The sequence below is a fragment of the Amycolatopsis aidingensis genome (assembly GCF_018885265.1).
Classification (GTDB): Bacteria; Actinomycetota; Actinomycetes; order Mycobacteriales; family Pseudonocardiaceae; genus Amycolatopsis; species Amycolatopsis aidingensis.
In genome coordinates this window covers 1,591,872-1,609,925 of the sequence record NZ_CP076538.1, presented here as the reverse complement: position 1 = coordinate 1,609,925, position 18,054 = coordinate 1,591,872, and the positions used below count along the sequence as shown (strand labels likewise).

The 18,054-nt window shown below is 69.7% G+C and carries 17 protein-coding genes; 10 read left to right on the top strand and 7 right to left on the bottom strand.

Annotation, left to right across the window (positions count from 1 at the left end; genetic code table 11):
- The first annotated feature begins 47 nt into the window (after nucleotides 1-47).
- The 5 genes from KOI47_RS07750 to KOI47_RS07730 all read left to right on the top strand — a co-directional run bounded on the left by KOI47_RS07750 (nucleotide 48) and on the right by KOI47_RS07730 (nucleotide 3,972).
- A complete protein-coding gene (locus KOI47_RS07750) occupies nucleotides 48-1,283 on the top strand; it encodes an MFS transporter (protein ID WP_232376607.1) in 1,236 nt (411 codons plus the stop codon).
- A gap of 219 nt (nucleotides 1,284-1,502) precedes the next feature.
- Nucleotides 1,503-1,751, top strand: coding sequence for a PLDc N-terminal domain-containing protein (locus KOI47_RS07745; protein ID WP_216215272.1), 249 nt, complete (start codon nucleotides 1,503-1,505; stop codon nucleotides 1,749-1,751).
- 124 nt (nucleotides 1,752-1,875) lie between these two features.
- Entirely contained in the window at nucleotides 1,876-3,123 is a 1,248-nt protein-coding gene (gene sqr, locus KOI47_RS07740) for a type III sulfide quinone reductase, selenoprotein subtype (protein WP_216215270.1), read from the top strand.
- A gap of 27 nt (nucleotides 3,124-3,150) precedes the next feature.
- Nucleotides 3,151-3,468, top strand: coding sequence for a TusE/DsrC/DsvC family sulfur relay protein (locus KOI47_RS07735; protein WP_216215268.1), 318 nt, complete (start codon nucleotides 3,151-3,153; stop codon nucleotides 3,466-3,468).
- A 36-nt stretch (nucleotides 3,469-3,504) separates the two neighbouring features.
- Complete coding sequence (locus KOI47_RS07730) at nucleotides 3,505-3,972, top strand: DsrE/DsrF/DrsH-like family protein (protein ID WP_216215266.1); 468 nt, start codon at nucleotides 3,505-3,507, stop codon at nucleotides 3,970-3,972.
- A gap of 62 nt (nucleotides 3,973-4,034) precedes the next feature.
- On the opposite strand, the gene KOI47_RS07725 is transcribed toward KOI47_RS07730, so the two are convergent.
- The 3 genes from KOI47_RS07725 to KOI47_RS07715 form a co-directional block, all read right to left on the bottom strand.
- Nucleotides 4,035-4,301, bottom strand: a complete 267-nt coding sequence (locus KOI47_RS07725; RefSeq protein ID WP_216215264.1) for a DUF1876 domain-containing protein — start codon at nucleotides 4,299-4,301, stop codon at nucleotides 4,035-4,037.
- A gap of 263 nt (nucleotides 4,302-4,564) precedes the next feature.
- Nucleotides 4,565-5,503, bottom strand: coding sequence for a universal stress protein (locus KOI47_RS07720; RefSeq protein ID WP_216215262.1), 939 nt, complete (start codon nucleotides 5,501-5,503; stop codon nucleotides 4,565-4,567).
- On the bottom strand, nucleotides 5,461-6,090 hold the full coding sequence (locus KOI47_RS07715; protein ID WP_216215260.1) for a CBS domain-containing protein: 630 nt from the start codon (nucleotides 6,088-6,090) through the stop codon (nucleotides 5,461-5,463). The genes KOI47_RS07720 and KOI47_RS07715 overlap by 43 nt, the downstream gene beginning before the upstream one ends.
- A 205-nt stretch (nucleotides 6,091-6,295) precedes the next feature.
- On the opposite strand from KOI47_RS07715, the gene KOI47_RS07710 reads away from it, so the two are divergent.
- Genes KOI47_RS07710 through cydD form a run of 3 tightly spaced genes read left to right on the top strand, consistent with a single transcriptional unit; the run spans nucleotide 6,296 to nucleotide 12,142 of the window.
- Complete coding sequence (locus KOI47_RS07710) at nucleotides 6,296-7,696, top strand: cytochrome ubiquinol oxidase subunit I (protein WP_216215258.1); 1,401 nt, start codon at nucleotides 6,296-6,298, stop codon at nucleotides 7,694-7,696.
- Between the two features lie 31 nt (nucleotides 7,697-7,727).
- A complete protein-coding gene (gene cydB / locus KOI47_RS07705; protein ID WP_216215256.1) occupies nucleotides 7,728-8,750 on the top strand; it encodes a cytochrome d ubiquinol oxidase subunit II in 1,023 nt (340 codons plus the stop codon).
- Complete coding sequence (gene cydD, locus KOI47_RS07700; protein ID WP_216215254.1) at nucleotides 8,747-12,142, top strand: thiol reductant ABC exporter subunit CydD; 3,396 nt, start codon at nucleotides 8,747-8,749, stop codon at nucleotides 12,140-12,142. The genes cydB and cydD overlap by 4 nt, the downstream gene beginning before the upstream one ends.
- A gap of 220 nt (nucleotides 12,143-12,362) precedes the next feature.
- On the opposite strand, the gene KOI47_RS07695 is transcribed toward cydD, so the two are convergent.
- Together KOI47_RS07695 and KOI47_RS07690 are read right to left on the bottom strand one after the other, a co-directional pair.
- Nucleotides 12,363-13,400 (bottom strand): NAD(P)/FAD-dependent oxidoreductase, encoded by a 1,038-nt coding sequence (locus tag KOI47_RS07695; RefSeq protein ID WP_216217172.1) that lies wholly within the window; start codon nucleotides 13,398-13,400, stop codon nucleotides 12,363-12,365.
- A 72-nt stretch (nucleotides 13,401-13,472) separates the two neighbouring features.
- Nucleotides 13,473-14,075 (bottom strand): TetR/AcrR family transcriptional regulator, encoded by a 603-nt coding sequence (locus tag KOI47_RS07690; RefSeq protein WP_216215252.1) that lies wholly within the window; start codon nucleotides 14,073-14,075, stop codon nucleotides 13,473-13,475.
- 93 nt (nucleotides 14,076-14,168) lie between these two features.
- On the opposite strand from KOI47_RS07690, the gene KOI47_RS07685 reads away from it, so the two are divergent.
- Entirely contained in the window at nucleotides 14,169-14,957 is a 789-nt protein-coding gene (locus KOI47_RS07685) for an MBL fold metallo-hydrolase (RefSeq protein ID WP_216215251.1), read from the top strand.
- A 165-nt stretch (nucleotides 14,958-15,122) separates the two neighbouring features.
- Nucleotides 15,123-16,235 carry an oxidoreductase gene (locus tag KOI47_RS07680; protein ID WP_216215249.1) on the top strand — a complete coding sequence of 371 codons (1,113 nt, stop codon included), beginning with the start codon at nucleotides 15,123-15,125 and terminating at the stop codon, nucleotides 16,233-16,235.
- A 48-nt stretch (nucleotides 16,236-16,283) separates the two neighbouring features.
- On the opposite strand, the gene KOI47_RS07675 is transcribed toward KOI47_RS07680, so the two are convergent.
- Nucleotides 16,284-17,090, bottom strand: a complete 807-nt coding sequence (locus tag KOI47_RS07675) for a hypothetical protein (RefSeq protein WP_232376606.1) — start codon at nucleotides 17,088-17,090, stop codon at nucleotides 16,284-16,286.
- A gap of 129 nt (nucleotides 17,091-17,219) precedes the next feature.
- Nucleotides 17,220-17,912 carry a Crp/Fnr family transcriptional regulator gene (locus KOI47_RS07670; protein ID WP_232376605.1) on the bottom strand — a complete coding sequence of 231 codons (693 nt, stop codon included), beginning with the start codon at nucleotides 17,910-17,912 and terminating at the stop codon, nucleotides 17,220-17,222.
- Between the last annotated feature and the right edge of the window lie 142 nt (nucleotides 17,913-18,054).

Below are 18,054 nucleotides of genomic sequence, written 5' to 3'. Positions count from 1 at the left end.
GACGCTCACCGGCACGTTCACCTCACGGCAGACCGGATGGAAATGCGATGACAACCGGATACCAGAACCGACCAGAACCGAAGATCGGTGTTCGGCCATGGCTGATGCTCGCCATGGCCACGCTCGGGTTCGCCCTCAACTTCTGGGCCTGGGCGCTGCTCAGCCCACTCGGCCCGCGCTTCAAGGACGGCCTCGGGCTGTCCGCCTTCCAGCAGGCGCTGCTGGTCGCGGTGCCGGTCGTGGTCGGTTCCCTCGGTCGGATCCCGGTCGGCGCGCTCACCGACCGGTTCGGCGGGCGGATCATGTTCCCGCTCGTCTCCGGTGTGACCATCCTGCCGGTGCTGTACCTCGGGGTCGCCGGGCACACCTCGTTCGCAGGCCTGCTCACCGGCGGATTCTTCCTCGGCGTCGCTGGCACGGCCTTCGCCATCGGGGTCCCGTTCGTCCGGGACTGGTTCCCGGCGCACCGCAGGGGGCTGGCGATCGGAGTGTTCGGTGCCGGCATGGGCGGCACCGCGATCAGCGCGCTGACCACCGTCGACCTGGCGGGCTCCTTCGGGCTGACCGCGCCGTTCGTATTCACCGCTGCCGCGCTGGCCTGCTACGCCGCGGTGGCCGCCGTGGTGCTGCGGGACGCCCCCGGCCGGAACGTGCCGACCGAACCCTTGCGCAGCCGGCTCGGGGCCGCCTTGCGCCTGCCGGAGACCTGGGAGTGCTCGGCCCTCTACACCGTGGCGTTCGGCGGCTATGTGGCCTTCTCGGTATACCTGCCAGCCTATCTCCGTACCGCGTATCAGCTCACCCCCGCCGACGCGGCGAACCGGATGGCGGGGTTCGTACTGCTCGCCGTACTCATGCGCCCGGTCGGCGGCTGGCTCTCCGACCGGCTCGGTCCGCTGCACGTGCTCGGCGGCTCCATGGCCGTCGTGGCCACGGGCGCGCTGGTGCAGAGCTTCACGCCGAGTCTCCTGCCGCTGGGCACCATCACCTTCCTCAGCATCGCCGCGGCGCTCGGCGCGGCCAGTGGAGCGACCTTCGCGCTCGTGGCGCTGCTGGCACCCGCGAACAGGGTGGGCGCCGTGACCGGCGTGGTCGGCGCCGCGGGTGGCCTGGGCGGATTCGTACCGCCGCTGATCATGGGAGTCACCTACGGCCAGTTCGGCACCTACGCCCTCGGCCTCGGCGCCCTCACCGCAGTGGCCTCCGCGGCATTGGTCTTCACCGTCACGACGGTGCGGCGGGCCATCGGCCGGCACGACGCGCGCGCCATGCAACCGGCGTAGCGACTGCTGTCGACGTGGGCGGTCAAGGACCCGGACGAACCCGGTGCTCGCCTTCGCGGCTGGCTGCCCGCCCACGCTCAGCCAGCCGCGCGACCGTGTTTCGCGCGCACCTATGCCGCAAGCGTCGCCCGGCCCGGAGATGGAGCCGAAAGTCCCTGGTTGACCACCGATCGTCCAGAGCATCCTGGAATACTCGGTGCAGTCGGAGATGGGAACGCCATGAAACACACCCGCTGGCGGGATCTCGGGAGACGAACCCAGCTGATGTTCGCCTTCCTGACCGGCATCCAGCTCACGCTCGCCGCCGTCGCCTGGACCGACCTCGCGTTGCGGCCCGCGGACGAGGTGCGCGGGCCGAAGCGGGCATGGGCCCTTGTCATCGGGATCAACTTCGCCGGACCACTCGCCTACCTCGGCTTCGGCCGGCGGCCGATGAATCCGGGCGAACACGCAGGCGGGAACGTCTGAGAACCTGTTCGCTGGCCTGGATCGCCCCGCAGCCCCACCCGGCGCTGACCGCGAGGACTTTCGGCCGTACGGGCGGGGACGATCTCCCCCTGTGCCACCGCGCCGGTCGGCCGAGACTGGGTGAGTGGACACACACATCGTGATTCTCGGCGGCGGGACCGGCGGAACGCTCACCGCGAACCGGCTGCGGCGGGCACTGGGCGCGGAGGTGACCATCACGGTCATCGACCGCGACGACGACCACGTCTACCAGCCGGGGCTGCTCTTCGTCCCGTTCGGGCTCGCCCGCCCGCAGGACCTGGTCCGGCCACGAGCTCGCCAGCTCCGTTCCGGAATCGGCTACCACCGCAGTGCCGTGCGGCACGTCGACATCGAGCACAACCGGGTGCATCTCGCCGACGGGGTGATCACCCGGTACGACGTGCTCGTGGTGGCCAGCGGCGCCAGGCTGCTGCCGGCGGAAACCGCCGGGCTGGCCGGGCCGGGCTGGGGATCCAGCGTGTTCACCTTCTACGAGCTCGAGAGCGCGGCCGCGCTGGGCGCGGCGCTGACCCACTTCGACGGTGGGCACATCGTCGTCAACGTGATCGATATGCCGATCAAATGCCCGGTGGCGCCGCTGGAGTTCTGTTTCCTCGCCGACTGGTACTTCACCAAGCGTGGCATCCGGGAGCGGGTACGGCTGACCTACGCCACCCCGCTGGACGCCGCGTTCACCAAGCCGGTCGCCGCTCGCGCGCTGGGCGGCATGCTGGCGGAGAAGGGCATCGAGCTGGTGACCGAGTTCAACACCGGCGAGGTTGACGGCGGGACCGGACTGCTCACCTGCTACGGCGGGCGCACGATCGACTTCGATCTCGCCGTGGTGGTGCCGTTGCACGGTGGTGCGGCCTATGTCGACCGTTCCCCCGGCCTGGGGGACGAGTTCGGATTCGTGCCGACCGACCCGGGAACGCTACAGTCCACGGTTCGGCCCGACATCTTCGCGATCGGCGACGCTACCACGATCCCCGCCTCCAAGGCGGGCTCGGTCGCCCATTTCGAAGGCGAGATCCTGGTGCGCAACATCCGGCGTTTCCTCGCGGGGGATGAGCCGGAGCCCGCCTTCGACGGGCACACCAACTGCTTCATCGAAAGCGGGTTCGGCAAGGCCCTGCTGATCGACTTCAACTACGAGACCGAGCCGCTTCCGGGACACTACCCTGGTGAGGTGGGGCTACCGCTGCTCAAGGAATCCCGGCTCAACCACCTCGGGAAGCTGATGTTCGCCCCGTTCTACTGGCACGGGCTGCTACCAGGGAGAGACATTCCCGGTATTCATGCCGCCATGCCCGTGGCCGGAAAGCAGTTTCCCGCCCAGTACATCCGGTAACACCGATCAGGACGAGGAGTTCCGTTCATGCCCACCGCGACCTATGCCGGAACCGAGGTACCCCTCGGCGAGGACGGCTTCTTCACCGACCCCGCGCAGTGGCGCGAGGAAATGGCGTCCGAGATCGCCCGCGCCGAGGGCATCGAGGAACTGACCGAGCAACACTGGCAGGTAATCAAGCACATGCGACACGAGTTCGCCGCAAAAGGAACCGGACCTACGGTGCGTGCGCTCGGCAAGACCTCCGGCGTGACCATCAAGGACCTTTACCGACTCTTCCCGAAAGGCCCGGCGAAAACCGCAGCGAAGATCGCCGGAATCCCTAAACCGCGAGGCTGTGTCTGACCCACGAGTACCTTTCCAGCGAAACGAGGAACGACCATGACCGACCAGATCACGAAGGTATCCGTCATCATCTCCAAGGGGTCACTCGAAGGCATCTACCCCGGTCTGATCATGGCCAACGGCGCGCGCGCCGAAGGCATCGAAGCGAACGTGTTCTTCACGTTCTTCGGGATGGACGCCATCCGCCGGAACCGGCAGCGGAACATCAAACTCGCCGCAGTCGGAAATCCCGGCCTGCGCCTGCCCACCTGGGTCGGCGGCATACCCGGCGTCGCAACGCTGCTGACCACGTACCTGAACCGCAAGATGGCGAAACTGGACATCCCGTCGATCCCGGAGTTCGTCGACCTCATCTCCGACACCGGTGCCGGCATCTACGCCTGCCAGGCTTCGGCGGACCTGTTCGGCCTCGGCAAGGAGGACTTCGTGGACAGGGTGGACGGGATCATCACCGTCGGGGAGTTCTACGATCTCGCCGCTGGTGGGGAGATCGTCTTCACCTGAGCCACCAGTTCCCGAGGGCCACAACCGGGCCGAGCTGGCGGCACCGGCCTGCGGCTGCTCGCTCACCCCGCCAGGTTCGCCGGCTTGTGGGTGATCGCCTCGATGTCGCCTGCCGCCGCCTCCAACAACTTGTGCGCGAGTTCGGACAGCGCTCGGGACACTGCCAGCTCGTCACCGATCTCCGGTACGTTCACATCGCGCGGATTCCGCCTGGCCATGCCGACGCCGACCAGGTTGGTCTCATCCCGGTTGTGCAGCCGCGCTTGCGCCCTGGTTCGATCCTCGTGCTCGTCGATGAAGACATCGATTCTCCATTGCTTTTCCTGCACAGCTCTCTCCTCTCGAAACGACCGAACTATGGGAGGTAGTCAGCGGGGCGGCTGGCCAGCCGGTCCAGCCGCCCCGCTCCGCGGGCAACCGCGCCTCGATCCGGCCCCTGCTGCCGACCGCAACTCGGTTGCGAAGCCCCGAACACGAAACCTGCGTCCACTCTCTTTCGGGCCGGGGTGCACCGGAAAGGGCCGAAAGTCACCTCCGGCGGGCACCGCCGTCGTTTCCACACGCAGCCCAGCCGGTTACCTACCTCGACCGCTCAGTGCCTGCCGCCGGTAGGTCGGACCACCACGACCGGGCAGCCGGCATGATGCAGCAGCGCCTGACTGGTCGAGCCGAGCAGCAACCCACGGAACCCGCCCCGGCCGCGACTGCCCACCACGATCAGCTGCGCCTTGGTGCTCCGCTCGATCAACGCCGCACGGGGCCGGTCCAGCATCAGCACACGTTCGACCTGGACCTCGGGGTACTTCTCCGACCAGCCGGCCAGCCGCTCGGCCAGCAGGCGTTCCTCGGTATTCCGCAGCGGCTCGAAGTCGGCCGCGAACCGGGCCTCACTGAACAGTTGCTCGTAGTCGGCGTCGCTCCACGCGTGCACCGCGACCAGCGGCGCGCCCCGCACCGCGGCCTCCTCGAACGCGAACGCCGTCGCCGCCTCGCTCACCGGGCTGCCGTCGATGCCGACGACTACCGGACCGGCCCAGGCCGTCGTACCGTCCGGACGATTCCGGATCACCGCCACCGGGCAACGCGCATGCGCGGCGACCGCCACCGCTGTAGACCCGGTCAGCCGGCCGGCAAAGCCGCCCGCTCCTGACGCGCCGAGCACGATCATACCCGCCCACCGAGAGTATTCGATCAGTACCGTAATCTGACTGTCCACGACGGACTCCACCGTCAGGTCCAGCTGCGGATACTCGTCCAGAGCGGCCTCCCGCGCCGCGGCGAGCAGCTCCGCCGACTGCAGCCGCAGTGGATCCATCCAGTCGGCGGAGAACAGTCCCTCGTCATAGCCAAGGCTCGGCAGGCCGTAGGAATGCAGCAGCCGCACGGGTCGGCCGCGGCGGGCCGCCTCCTCGGCAGCCCAGCGGACCGCACGCGTGGACTGCTCGGAGCCGTCGACGCCCACCAGGATCGAGGCCGGGGTCACCGGGATCACCGCCCACCGGCCGCGGAAGCCGACTCCGCCGCGACACATTCGGCCCGGACCACCCCGGGCACGTTCTCTGCGAGCACGGTCGCCACCCTCCGGTCGACCTCGCTGTCGAACCGGTCGACGATCCGTGCCTTGCCGTCGTGCACCTCGACAGTCCACCTGCTCGGACCGCCGAAGAAGGCAAGCCGGTGCCTGATGTCCCTGGCCAGCACCTCATCACTCCTGCCGAGCACCCGCATGACGTCCCGCCCGGTGGCGATGCCGTGCAAACGGTCACCATCCACAACGGGCACGCTGCGTCGCCGCTCGTCCAGCATCAACCGGACCAGGTCGACCACATCGGCCTCGCCGCCGATCGAGATCACCCTGGTGATCATCACCTGGCCCACCGTGGTGGCTGGTTCGATCGGCGGCAGGCGCTCACCCCGCGCGGTCAGCAGCGTCCGGTCCCGAGGGAACCGGCCACGCATCAGGTCCGCCTCGGTCACGATGCCGGCGAGACGCTCACTCTCGTCTACTACCGGCAAGGCGCTGAACCCGTGGTGCGCCAGCACCCCGGCGGCCCTCCGCACCGGGCAGTCGGCGGTCACCGTGATCACCGGCTTGCTCATCAAGTCTCTTACCCGCATCCTGCTCCGGCCTCCTTCTTCCTCGGCGAGAGTGCGGCCAGCGGCCCGCCCCAAGCCAACCCCGCGCCGCCCAACCGGGATGCGGCCGGATTTCCCGGATCCGATGAACCAAGGTCCACTCGGCTGGGGACCAAGGGCCCTCACGACGAACCGGCTGGTCAGCGCATGATCCTCAGCGCATCCACGGTGACCACGGGGAGAACTGATGAGCGCACTGGACCTGGCGAGATGGCAGTTCGGTATCACCACCGTCTACCACTTCATCTTCGTTCCGCTGACGATCGGCCTTTCCTTCCTCGTCGCCATGATGCAGACCGCGTGGGTCCGGACCGGCAACGAGAAGTACCGCCGCATGACGAAGTTCTGGGGAAAGCTGTTCCTGATCAACTTCGCCATGGGTGTGGTGACCGGCATCGTGCAGGAATTCCAGTTCGGGATGAACTGGAGCGACTACAGCGTCTTCGTCGGTGACATTTTCGGTGCACCACTCGCCATCGAAGGGCTGCTCGCGTTCTTCCTGGAATCCACCTTCCTCGGACTGTGGATCTTCGGCTGGGACCGGCTGCCGAAGCGGCTGCACCTGGCCACGATCTGGCTGGCCGCGATCGGCACCATGCTGTCCGCGTACTTCATCCTCGCCGCGAACTCCTGGATGCAGCACCCCGTCGGATACACGATCAACGAGGCAACCGGCAGGGCAGAGCTGAACGACTTCGGCGCGGTACTCACCAACTCCACCGCCGTGGGCGCGTTCGCGCACACCATCACCGCCTGCTTCCTCACCGGCGGCGTCTTCGTGGTCGCGATCAGCGCCTGGCAGCTCAAGCGGCGGCGCAGCACCGAGGTTTTCCGGCCCTCGATACGGCTGGCGCTGGTCACGGTGCTGATCGCGAGCGCAGGCGTGGTGTTCACCGGCGACCTCCAGGCCAGGCTGATGACCCAGCAGCAGCCGATGAAGATGGCCGCGGCCGAGGCGCTGTACGACACCGTGGCGCCGGCCTCCTTCTCCTTGTTCACCATCGGCTCGCTGGACGGTTCGGAGGAGGTGTTCAGCATCCGGGTACCCAGGGTGCTGTCCTTCATGGCGACCGGCTCCTTCGACGGCGAGGTCGAGGGGATCAACGACGTGCAGGCGGCGCAGGAGCGAGCGCACGGACCCGGCGACTACACGCCCAACATCCCGGTCACCTACTGGACCTTCCGCGTGATGATCGGGCTGGGTTTCCTGATGGGCCTGCTGTCGGTGATCGGCCTATGGGCCTTCCGGAGGGGACGTGTTCCGCGCTCACGGTGGTTCTACCGCGCGGCGATCGCCGCGGTGGCGACCCCGTTCCTTGCCAACAGCATGGGCTGGATCTTCACCGAGATGGGACGTCAGCCGTGGTCGGTGTTCGGGGTGCTGCGTACGGCCGACAGCGTATCCCCCTCGGTCCCAGCCGGAACGGTACTCACCTCGTTGATCGTGTTCACCGTGCTGTACGGGGTACTCGCCGTGGTGGACGGTGTGCTGATGGTCCGCTACGCCAAGGCTGGGCCACCGGAGCCGGAATCCGCAGAAGAGTCCACATCGGACGACGAGGCCAAACCGGCCGCATTCGCCTACTGAGCCGCAACCGAGCCGAGCGCTGGAGACAATCATGCCGCTGACCGACATCTGGTTCCTGCTGATCGCGGTGCTGTGGACCGGCTACTTCGTACTCGAGGGCTTCGACTTCGGCGTCGGGATGCTGCTCGGGGTGCTGGGCAAGGACAACACCGATCGCCGAGTGATGATCAACACAATCGGCCCGGTGTGGGACGGCAACGAGGTCTGGTTGCTGGTCGCGGGTGGGGCGACGTTCGCGGCCTTCCCGCTCTGGTACGCGAGCCTGTTCTCCGGGTTCTACCTGCCACTGCTGATCATCCTGGTGGCGCTGATCCTCCGGGGGGTCGCGTTCGAGTTCCGCGGCAAGATCGACAGCGTGCGCTGGCGCCGCAACTGGGACCGCGCCATCATCGCCGGATCGCTGGTACCGGCCCTGCTGTGGGGCGTGGCGTTCGGGAACATCGTGCGCGGGGTACCGCTAGACGCCGAGCACCACTTCACCGGCACATTCTTCACCCTGCTCAACCCCTACGCCTTGCTGGCAGGGCTCACCACCCTTTCGGTGTTCGCCCTGCACGGGGCGGTGTTCCTCGCGCTCAAGACCACAGGGGCGGTGCGGCTGCGGGCCGCCGCACTCACCTGGCCGCTCGGCCTCCTCGCCGTCGTACTCGCCGGCACCTTCCTGGTATGGACGCAACTGGCGCACGGCGCCGGCTGGACCTGGTTCGCCGTGGCGGTAGCCGCCTGCGCCCTGCTCGGCGGGGTACTCGCGGCCAGGGCCGACCGCGAGGGCTGGGCGTTCACCGGTACCGCGGTGGCGATCGTGGCCACCACGGTGTCGCTGTTCGGCTCGCTCTACCCCGAGGTGCTGCCCTCCACGTCCGCGGCCGCGAACAGTCTCACCACCACCAATGCCGCGTCCACCCCGTACACGCTGGAGATCATGACCTGGGTCGCGGTGGTCTTCACCCCGGTCGTGCTGGCCTACCAGGGCTGGACGTACTGGGTGTTCCGCAAGCGGATCGGGCGCGGAACGATTCCGGCCGCGCAGGGGCTTCCGGCCGGTGAGGCATGAGGCCGCTGGACCCGCGGCTGCTCCGGTACGCACGCGCGGCGAGGCCGTTCATCCTGGTCTGCGCCGCGCTCGGGGCGCTCACCGCGGTACTGGTGCTCGGCCAGGCCGAACTGCTGGCGACCGCGGTGACCGGGGCATTTCTCGGCGGCGCGGGGCTGGACGCGCTCGCGGTGCCGATCGGCCTGCTCGCCCTGATCGTGCTCGGCAGGGCGGTGGTGTCCTGGCTCGCCGAGACCGCGGCACACCGGGCCAGCGCCGGAGTGCTGGCCCAGTTGCGTACCGCTGTGGTGGAGCATGTGCTGCGCACCGGCCCAGGACGCGCCGCTGGCAGGTCCACCGCCGACCTTGCCGCGCTCGCCACCCGCGGGGTGGACCGGCTCGACGGCTACTTCGCCCGCTACCTGCCCCAGCTGCTGCTCGCCGCGATCGTGCCGGCCGTGGTCGGCGTGCGCATCCTGACCGCCGACTGGGTGGCCGCGGCCATCGCCGGGCTCACCGTCCCGCTCATCCCGATCTTCATGATCCTGATCGGGCTCTACACCAGGCGGGACACGCGCCGGCAGTGGCGGCAGATGGCGGTGCTTGGCAACCATTTCCTCGATCTGGTGTCCGGGCTGGCGGTGTTGACCGCCTTCGGCAGGGCCCGCGACCAGCTGCGCACGCTGCGCGAGATCACCGAACGGTACCGGGCCCGGACGATGCGCACGCTGCGCGTGGCCTTCCTTTCCGCGCTGGTACTGGAGTTGCTGGCCACCCTGTCCGTGGCGCTGATCGCGGTCTCCGTCGGGCTCCGGCTCGTGGTCGGGGAGCTGGACCTGCATACCGCGCTCGTGGTGCTGATCCTGGCGCCGGAGATCTACCTGCCGCTACGGGCGGTCGGTGCTCGTTTCCACGACAGCGCCGAGGGTGTCGCCGCCGCGGAGGAGATCTTCACACTGCTGGAGGACACCGGCCCGTGCCCCGGCGGCCGGTCGCCTGCACCCGACCCCGCCAGGGTGGCGCTGAGGCTGTCCGCGGTGACGGTGCGGGGGCGTTCGGGGCCGGTGCTGGACGGCCTCACCCTTCGGATCGAGCCCGGCGAGATCCTCGGTGTCACCGGGCCGAGCGGGTCGGGCAAGTCGACCCTGCTCGACCTGCTGCTGGGCTGGTACCAGCCGGACGCGGGGCGGGTCTTCGTCGACGGCGTCGACCTCGCCGAGCTGGAACGCGCGGCCTGGCAACGCCGGATCGCGTGGGTACCCCAGCAACCACAGCTGCTCACGGGCACCGTCGCGGACAACATCCGGCTCGGTTTCGCCGCGGCAAGCGATGCCGAGGTGGCCGCCGCGGCCCGGCAGGCGGCGCTGGACGTGCCACTGGACACCCCGGTCGGCGAGCTGGGTGCCGGATTGTCCACCGGGCAACAGCGGAGGGTGGCGCTGGCGAGGGCGCTGCTGCTGGACCGTCCACTACTGCTGCTCGACGAACCGACCGAGGGCGTGGACTCCGCCACCGAGCGGGCGATCCTCGAGCAGCTGCCCATGCTGCTGCGCGGGCGCACGGCGGTCGTGGTGAGTCACCGGGGGGAGGTGCTGGACCGCTGTGACCGGACCGTGCGGCTACCCGGCGCGGCTCCCGAGCGCGGCGCCACCGCCCCCGCACCGCCCGCGGCCACGCCCGCACCGGGACCGGCCGAGCCCGCACCCGGCGAACCCGTGCAGCGGCCCGCGGTGAGTTCCGGGCACGCCCGGCGCTGGCTGCGCATCGCGATCCGGCCGTACCGGCTGCGGCTCGGAATGGCCTGCCTTGCCGGTGCCGCCGCGCTGGCCAGCGGGGTCGCGCTGACCGCGACCTCGGCCTGGTTGATCGCCTCGGCCGCCCTGCAACCGCCAGTGCTCTCGCTGATGGTTGCCATCGTCGCGGTCCGTACCTTCGGCCTTGCCAAGGGGGTGCTGCGGTATCTCGAGCGGCTGCTCGCGCACGACGTGGCCCTGCGCGCACTGACCGAGCTGCGGGTCAAGGTATGGGCGGCGCTGGTGCGGGTCGGCCCCGCAGCCGCTGGCAGGCTGCGCCGGGGCGACCTGCTCAACCGGCTTGTGTCCGATGTGGATGCACAGCAGGACGTGCTGGTACGCGGGATGGTGCCCGCTTCCGCTGCCGGTGTCGTCGGCATCGGCACCGCGGCCGGAATCGGCATCCTGCTGCCGTCGGCTGGCCTCGCCGTCCTGCTCGGACTGCTCGCCGCGGGCCTGGTGGCGCCGGCGATGTCCGTGCTGTTGTCCCGCAGGGCCGAACGGCGCAGCACCGGGCTGCGAGCTGATGTCCTCGCGGGAACGGTGGAGCTGCTGACCGCCGCACCCGACCTGATCGCGTTCGGCGCGGCCGGCCGGCGGCAGGCCGAGCTGGTCCGGGCGGACACCGCGCTGACCGCGGCGTTGCGCCGGTCAGCCGCGGCCCGTGGCCTTTGCGCCGGATTCGCCACGCTGGCCATCGGCACGATGATGATCGGTTCCCTCGTGCTGGGCATCATCGCGCTCGGCTCCGGCACGATTACCGGCCCGGAACTCGCCGTGCTGGCGCTGACCCCGTTGGCCACCGCCGAACTGGTCGCCGGCCTACCCGAGGCGGCGCAACGGCTGGTGGGCGCCAGGCACAGCGCGGGGCGGCTGGCCGAGCTGGACCGGCTGCCCTCGCCGAGTCCGGATCCCGCCGCGCCAGGCGAGCTTCCCCCACCGGCAGGCAGTCTCGAGACCGAACGGCTCTCGGTTCGCTGGCCGGACTCCCGCTTCGACACCGTACGAGACCTCGACCTTCAGGTGGCGGCAGGGCACAGCCTCCTGCTCACCGGGCCATCCGGCGCCGGAAAGAGCACCGCGCTCGCCGCGTTGCTGTGCTACCTCGACCCGTCAGCGGGCCGTGTGCTGCTGGACGGGACCGACACCCGCATCTGCCGGGGTACCGACGCACGTGCCCGGATCGGCTGGTGCGGGCCCGAAACCCACCTTTTCGACAGCACCCTGCGGGCCAACCTGCTGCTCGCAAGGCCGGGTGCGACCGAAGCGGAACTGGTGACGTCCCTGCGCAGGGCCCGGCTCGGTGACTGGCTTGACGGCTTGCCGGACGGCCTGGACACCGCGCTCGGCGCACATGGCACGCCCCTTTCCTGCGGCGAGCGGCAGCGCATCGGCCTCGCCCGAACCCTGCTCGCCGACCGGCCGGTGCTTCTGCTGGACGAACCCACCGCGCACCTGGACGGGGCCAACGCCGCGGAACTGGCGGCCGATCTCACGGCGCTGGCCGCCACCCGTCCGGCGCTGATCGTGACCCATCGGCCAGACGACTTCCCCGGACTCCCCGCCGTCACGGTCCAGCCGTTCGACGAGACAGCGTCCCGCCTGGTCCGCTTGCCATAGGGGCAGGCCGTCCGGCGCCGAGCTGGCCTGCGGGGCGGCTGGCTGGCCCGTCCAGCCGCCCCGCGACCCGTATGCAGCCCGAGTTCGCGACCGGTCCCCTGCTACTGGCCGCGTTCGGCTGCGAAGCCACGTGACGCCTGGTTCCACTCTCATCCGGAACCGGCGAGCCAGAAAGGGCCGAAAGTCACCTACGGGCGCAGCGGGATGAGCGCGCGGCCGCTCACAGCCCGTGCCTGCGGTCGCCCATTACCAGCTCGGCCACCCGCGCCTCGCGCTCCGGCGAGAACGGGTCCCGGAAGGCGACGACCGCCAGCCGGGTGTCCTCGGTGACCAGGTCGAGGTTGATCTGGGCGCCGGCCAGCGCGCCCGCCGCCGCGGCGGCGCCGACCTGGGCGGACAGCTCGGTCACGTTTCCGGCCGCCCACACCCCGGGCACCTCGGTGCGCCCGGTCCGGTCGGTGGGGATGTACTCACCCATCGGGTGCTCCGCAGGGCACAGCCCGAGGTCGGTCAGGAATCCGGCCCGTGCCACCATCCGTGGCGCGACTGTCACCACCTCGCGCTCGACCAGTGAACCGTCGCCCAGCCGCAGGCCGGTGATCCGGTCCCCCGCGGTCTCCAACGAGGCCACCTCCCCTGGCACCACGGCGATACCCCGCGCCGCCAGCTGTTCGGCTTCCTCCGCCGTCGGCTCCGGCCGGGTGTGCGGGAAGAAGATGACATCGGCGCTCAGCTGCCGGAACAGCAGTGCCTGGTGCACCGACATCGGGCCGCCCGCCAGCACGCCGATGGCGCGGTCCCGCACCTCCCAGCCATGGCAGTACGGGCAGTGCAGCACATCCCGGCCCCACCGTTGCCGCAGCCCCGGTACCTCCGGCAGCTCGTCCACCAGCCCGGTGGTCACCAGCAACCGGCGCGCGCGGACCAGCCGCCCGTCGGCCAATGTCACGACGAACCCGGCGTCCTGGCCTGCCACGGTGGCCACCTCGCCGGACACCACCGAGCCGCCGTACTGACGGACCTCGGCTCGCCCCTGCTCCAGCAGTTCCGCGGGCGCCCGCCCGTCCTGGGCCAGCAGCCCGTGCACGCCCGCGGCCGGGGCGTTACGCGGCGCGCCAGCGTCGATGACCACCACCGACCGGCGCGACCTCGCCAGCATCAGTGCCCCGTTCAACCCCGCGGCACCGCCACCGACGACCACCACGTCATAGCTGTTTCGCAACTCATCGGTCACCACGACCACCTCCGCGGCCACCATGCGCCGCGGCCGAACCACACGGCAAAGTTTTTTGCCGATATGGCAAATCGGCGCCGCATCAGCCGGCGCTGGTCACTCCGTCAAGCCGAGCACCCGCCGCACCGCACGGCGGGCGTGCCGCACGGCAGCCCGGTCGCCGTGTAGTTGCAGGGCCTGGTTCACCGCGGGTCCGATCGCGACCAGTTCGAAGACCACCTGCTCGACCTCGGACCCTGGCAGGTCGCCGTCCGCCACCGCACGGGTGACCTCGGCGCCGAGGGTCTGCCGCCAGCCTGCCCAAGCCTCGGCCACGGCATCGCGCACCGGACCCGGCCTACCGTCGAACTCGGTGGATGCGGCGGTGAGTACGCAGCCGCCAGGAAGGTCCACTGTGGCCAGAAACTCGATCCATGCCTCGCACAGCGCCAGCAACCGGGGCAGGCCTGCTCGCTCATGCCCGGCCCGATCGACCACCTGCCGCTCGAACATGCGCAAGGCGTGCCGCAGCGCGGCCAGCTGCAACGACTCCTTGGCACCGAAGTGACCGAGCACGCCGGATTTGCTCATCCGCAGGTCGGCGGCGAGCCGCCCGATGGTGACCCCCTCCAGCCCTTCCTCGGACGCGATCTCGGTAGCCCTGGTCACGATGGTCGTGTAGGTCAGCTTGGCTTCGACGGCCGATCGGCGTGGCGACATGCCCCCAGTTTAGCGTCCGGTTGTTCGCATTTGGCGTCCGAACGATCGGACGCTATATTCATCGGGACGGAACACGACGGAAGGCGGCGAGTGATGTGGATCCGGAGACTTGGCTGGTCCGGACTCGAGCTCGAGACCCGGGGTGAGACCGCGGTGATCGACCTGGTCCAGGACACCAGCCCGCTGCTCTCGGTACGAGACCTCGCGGGGCAGTTCCCCCCGGTCTCCCGGCCGGGCAACGCGCGCCTGGCGCTGGTGACCCACCTGCATGCCGACCACGCGGACCCGGCCGCGATCGCCGCGGCCACGCGGGCAGGGGCGAGCATCCTGCGCCCGCCGCCCGCGCGGGGCAGCGCCGAGGAGGTGGTGTGGACCGCGCGTGCCGAGTCCGGTTTCCCCGAGCAGCCGCTCACCCCACGGGTGGTCGGCGACTGGCAGCGGCACCGGTCCGGCCCGTTCCAGGTCACCGCGGTCCCCGCGGTGGACGGCCTCGGCGACCCGCAGGTCAACTGGGTGGTCGAGGCGGGAGGCAGGCGCATCTTCCACGGCGGCGACACGATGTTCCACGGCATGTGGTGGCTGATCGCGAACCGCTACGGGCCGTTCGACGCGGTGTTCCTGCCGATCAACGGCGCCGTGGTCGACTTCCCGCATCTGCAGCCGCCGAGCCCGCTGGCCGCCGCGATGGATCCGCACCAGGCCGCGGTCGCGGCCCGGATCCTCGGCGCGCGCCTGGCCGTCCCGATTCATTACCAGGCCCTGCACCGGCCGCCCTATTACACCGAAGTGGACGATCCCGAGGAGTCCTTCCGGCTGCGTGCGGGCGAACTGGGCGTCACCAGCCGGATCCTCCCGCCGGGAGAATGGCTCGAACTCGGCTGACAACCCGACCTTGAACAAGGCACGTGGTATCCGGAGTGATACCACGGCACATTCAAGACCGTACTTGTGCGCAACAACGGAACGGCGGAAGCTACGAAGACCAAGCCCGTTCGGGTATTCCGGCTGTTCACGGCATAGCGTCCGTTGCGTATCAAGGAGTCACGAATGTCGATGCATCCCGCGCTGGAACCGGTGCGGATCGGCGGAATGGAGCTGTCCAATCGCGCCGTCGTCGCCCCGATGTCCAGGGTCAGTACCCGCGGTGACGGGGTTCCCACCGCCGAGATGGCGGCCTACTACCGCCGGTTCGCCGATGGCGGGTTCGGGCTGGTGATCAGCGAGGGAACCTACCCGGACGGGCGGTACAGCCAGGCATACCCTGCTCAGCCCGCGATCGTCACCACGGCACAGCTCGCGGGCTGGCGGCAGGTGACCGATGCCGTGCACGAGGCGGGAGCGGCGATCGTGCTGCAGTTGATGCACGCGGGCGCGCTGTCCCAGCACAACAACCACACCACGACCACCATCGGGCCCTCGGCGGTCGCGCCGAAGGGAGCCAAGATGCCCGCGTACGGCGGAGCGGGACCGTTCGCCCTGCCCGAAGCGGCAACGGCGGCCGACCTCGCCGAGGCCGTGGCGGGATTCGCGGGTGCGGCGGAACGCGCACGGGCGGCGGGCTTCGACGGGGTGGAGATACACGGGGCGAACGGGTACCTGATCGACCAGTTCCTCACCACCTACACCAACCTGCGCACCGACCGCTACGGCGGGGACGCCGCCGCACGGGTCCGGTTCGCGGCCGAGGTGCTGGGGGCCGTGCGCACGGCCGTTGGCGCGGAGTTCCCGGTCGGCATCCGGCTCTCCCAGACCAAGGTCAACGATCTGGACTACCGCTGGCCGGGTGGTGCGGCCGAAGCCGAGACGATCTTCCGTGCCGTCGCCGAAGCCGGCGCCGACTACCTGCATCTGGCCAGCGAGGGGCGGGACTGGGCCGCAACCGCGATGCTCGACAACGGCGTCCCCATCACCCGGCTCGCGCGCACGGTGACCGGGCTGCCGGTGATCGCCAACGGCGGGATGCAGGTGCCTGCCACCTCCCGGTCCGTGCTGGCCGATGGGCACGCGGACCTGGTCGCGCTCGGCCGGGGTGCGCTGGCGAACCCGGACTGGCCGCGAAGGCTGGCCGCAGGCGAGGCACCACGGGAATTCGAAGGCACCATGCTGAAACCCGATGTCACGCTCGCCACCCAGGCGGCATGGGAACGCGCTCAACCGTGAGTGTTCCGGACGGTCCATGGTGGTACCGCCCGGAACACTCACTCCCCCTCAGGCCCCCTCGTCCGATCGACGAGGAACCGGGAACGCGTGGCTGCCGTTGACCCCCGACGAGGGCGAGCCGGTGAGCGAAACGACATCCCCGCCGGGGTCCGCGTCGGGTCCGGCTACGAAGCCGTCCAGTTCGGCGCCGGCGACCTGCGCGCGGCGCGCGGCGGGCCGCTGGACGCCGATGTCCGCCAGTGCGGCTTCGGCATCCAGTCCGGGAAAGTGCACCCACGCGTTCTCCACGAAGTCGGCGGCCGTGGCGGTGATCTGGGCACACCGCGCGGGCGGTACCAGCGCGACGGTGAACGGTTCGACCACATTGCGCCACACCTGCTGGGACAGCACCATGCCGGCGCCGAACTTCTCCCCCACCGGGTCGAGCCGGCACCAGTGCGCGACCGCGTTGGTGAACGCGCCCGCGGTCAGCAACCGGGTCAGCGTGATGTATGTCCGGTGGTACCGGTGGTTCTCGGCCATCGGACCACAATGCACCGCCACCCGCGCCCGCATCGGCGTCCGTGCGTAGCGGTTACGCGATCGCATCAGGTGGTCGAGATGGAACACCACCTCGACCACCTGGCCGATCGTCTCTTCGGGATACGCCAGCATGACGCCGTCCCCGGTCTCCCGGAAGTGCCGGGCATCGCTCCACGCCAGTCCGACGGTGCTCAACGCCTCGGCCACGCCGTGTTCCATCTCGGACTTCATCGGATCCAGCAGGTCATCGGTGGCCTGCGAGGAGCCGACGATGTCGACGGCCAGAACGGCGTGGGACCGAGCGTTATATCGACTGGAGGTCAGCGGAAACATGAAGCCCTCCCCTGTACCGGCACAGTACTCGATCAGTCCGCAGGGAGAAGTCTGTCGAGTAGCCGGCGAGAGTTCTGTTCGCCACTGAACATATCGGCGAGTAATCTCCCCCGTCCGGTGTGCTCTACGTCACACCTGCTGCCGGTGTAGTGTATCCAGCTTGCTCCGGTCGGTGACCACGATGGTCATCCGGGAGCTGGTGATCACCTCGAGGGTGCGCAGGCTTTCCAGCGCCTCCGCCACCACGGTCCGGCCGAGCGGGACGAACTGCGCGAGCTCGCTCTGGCTCAACGGGATATCGATCAGCCAGCCCTGCTGGGTCGCCACCCCGCAGATGTCCACCAGGTAGGAGAGCCGTTCCGCCACCCGGCTGAGCGGGCTCGTCTTCCTCGGCACCTTGCGCTGCGCCTGCGCCACCAGGAATCTCCGCGCGATGCTGACCAACAGTTCCTTGGTCGCGCTCGGGAACTGATCGAGAAAATGGTGGAACTCCACGGCCGCGATCCGCCTGACCTCGACCGGGCCCATCGCCACCACATCGGCGAGCCGGGTACCACCGGCCACGACCGCGATCTCGCCGTACAGGTCGCCCCGGATACCGAAGTCCAGGATGACCGTCGAGCCCTCCCGGCCCTGCCCGGTGATCTTCACCCGCCCCTCGGTCAGCAGCATCACGAACTCGCCGGGCTCGCCTTGCCGCATCAGCACATCCCCCCGGTAGAACCGCTGCGGGGTGCCCAGGCCGCGGAGCTGCTCGCTGGACCTGCGGTCGAGACGATCCAGGAACGGGCGGCGCGGATCCGCCGCCACCTGCTCGCCCACTCCGCTACCTTCCATGATCAGCAACCCCCTGCGATGTCGACGTTCACGGCATCGCCGACTATGGCACGCGATCGACGGCAGTACACCCTATTCCGGCAAGTGTGGCGAAAAGTTTCAATTTTGAACGCGAACAGGTGAAACG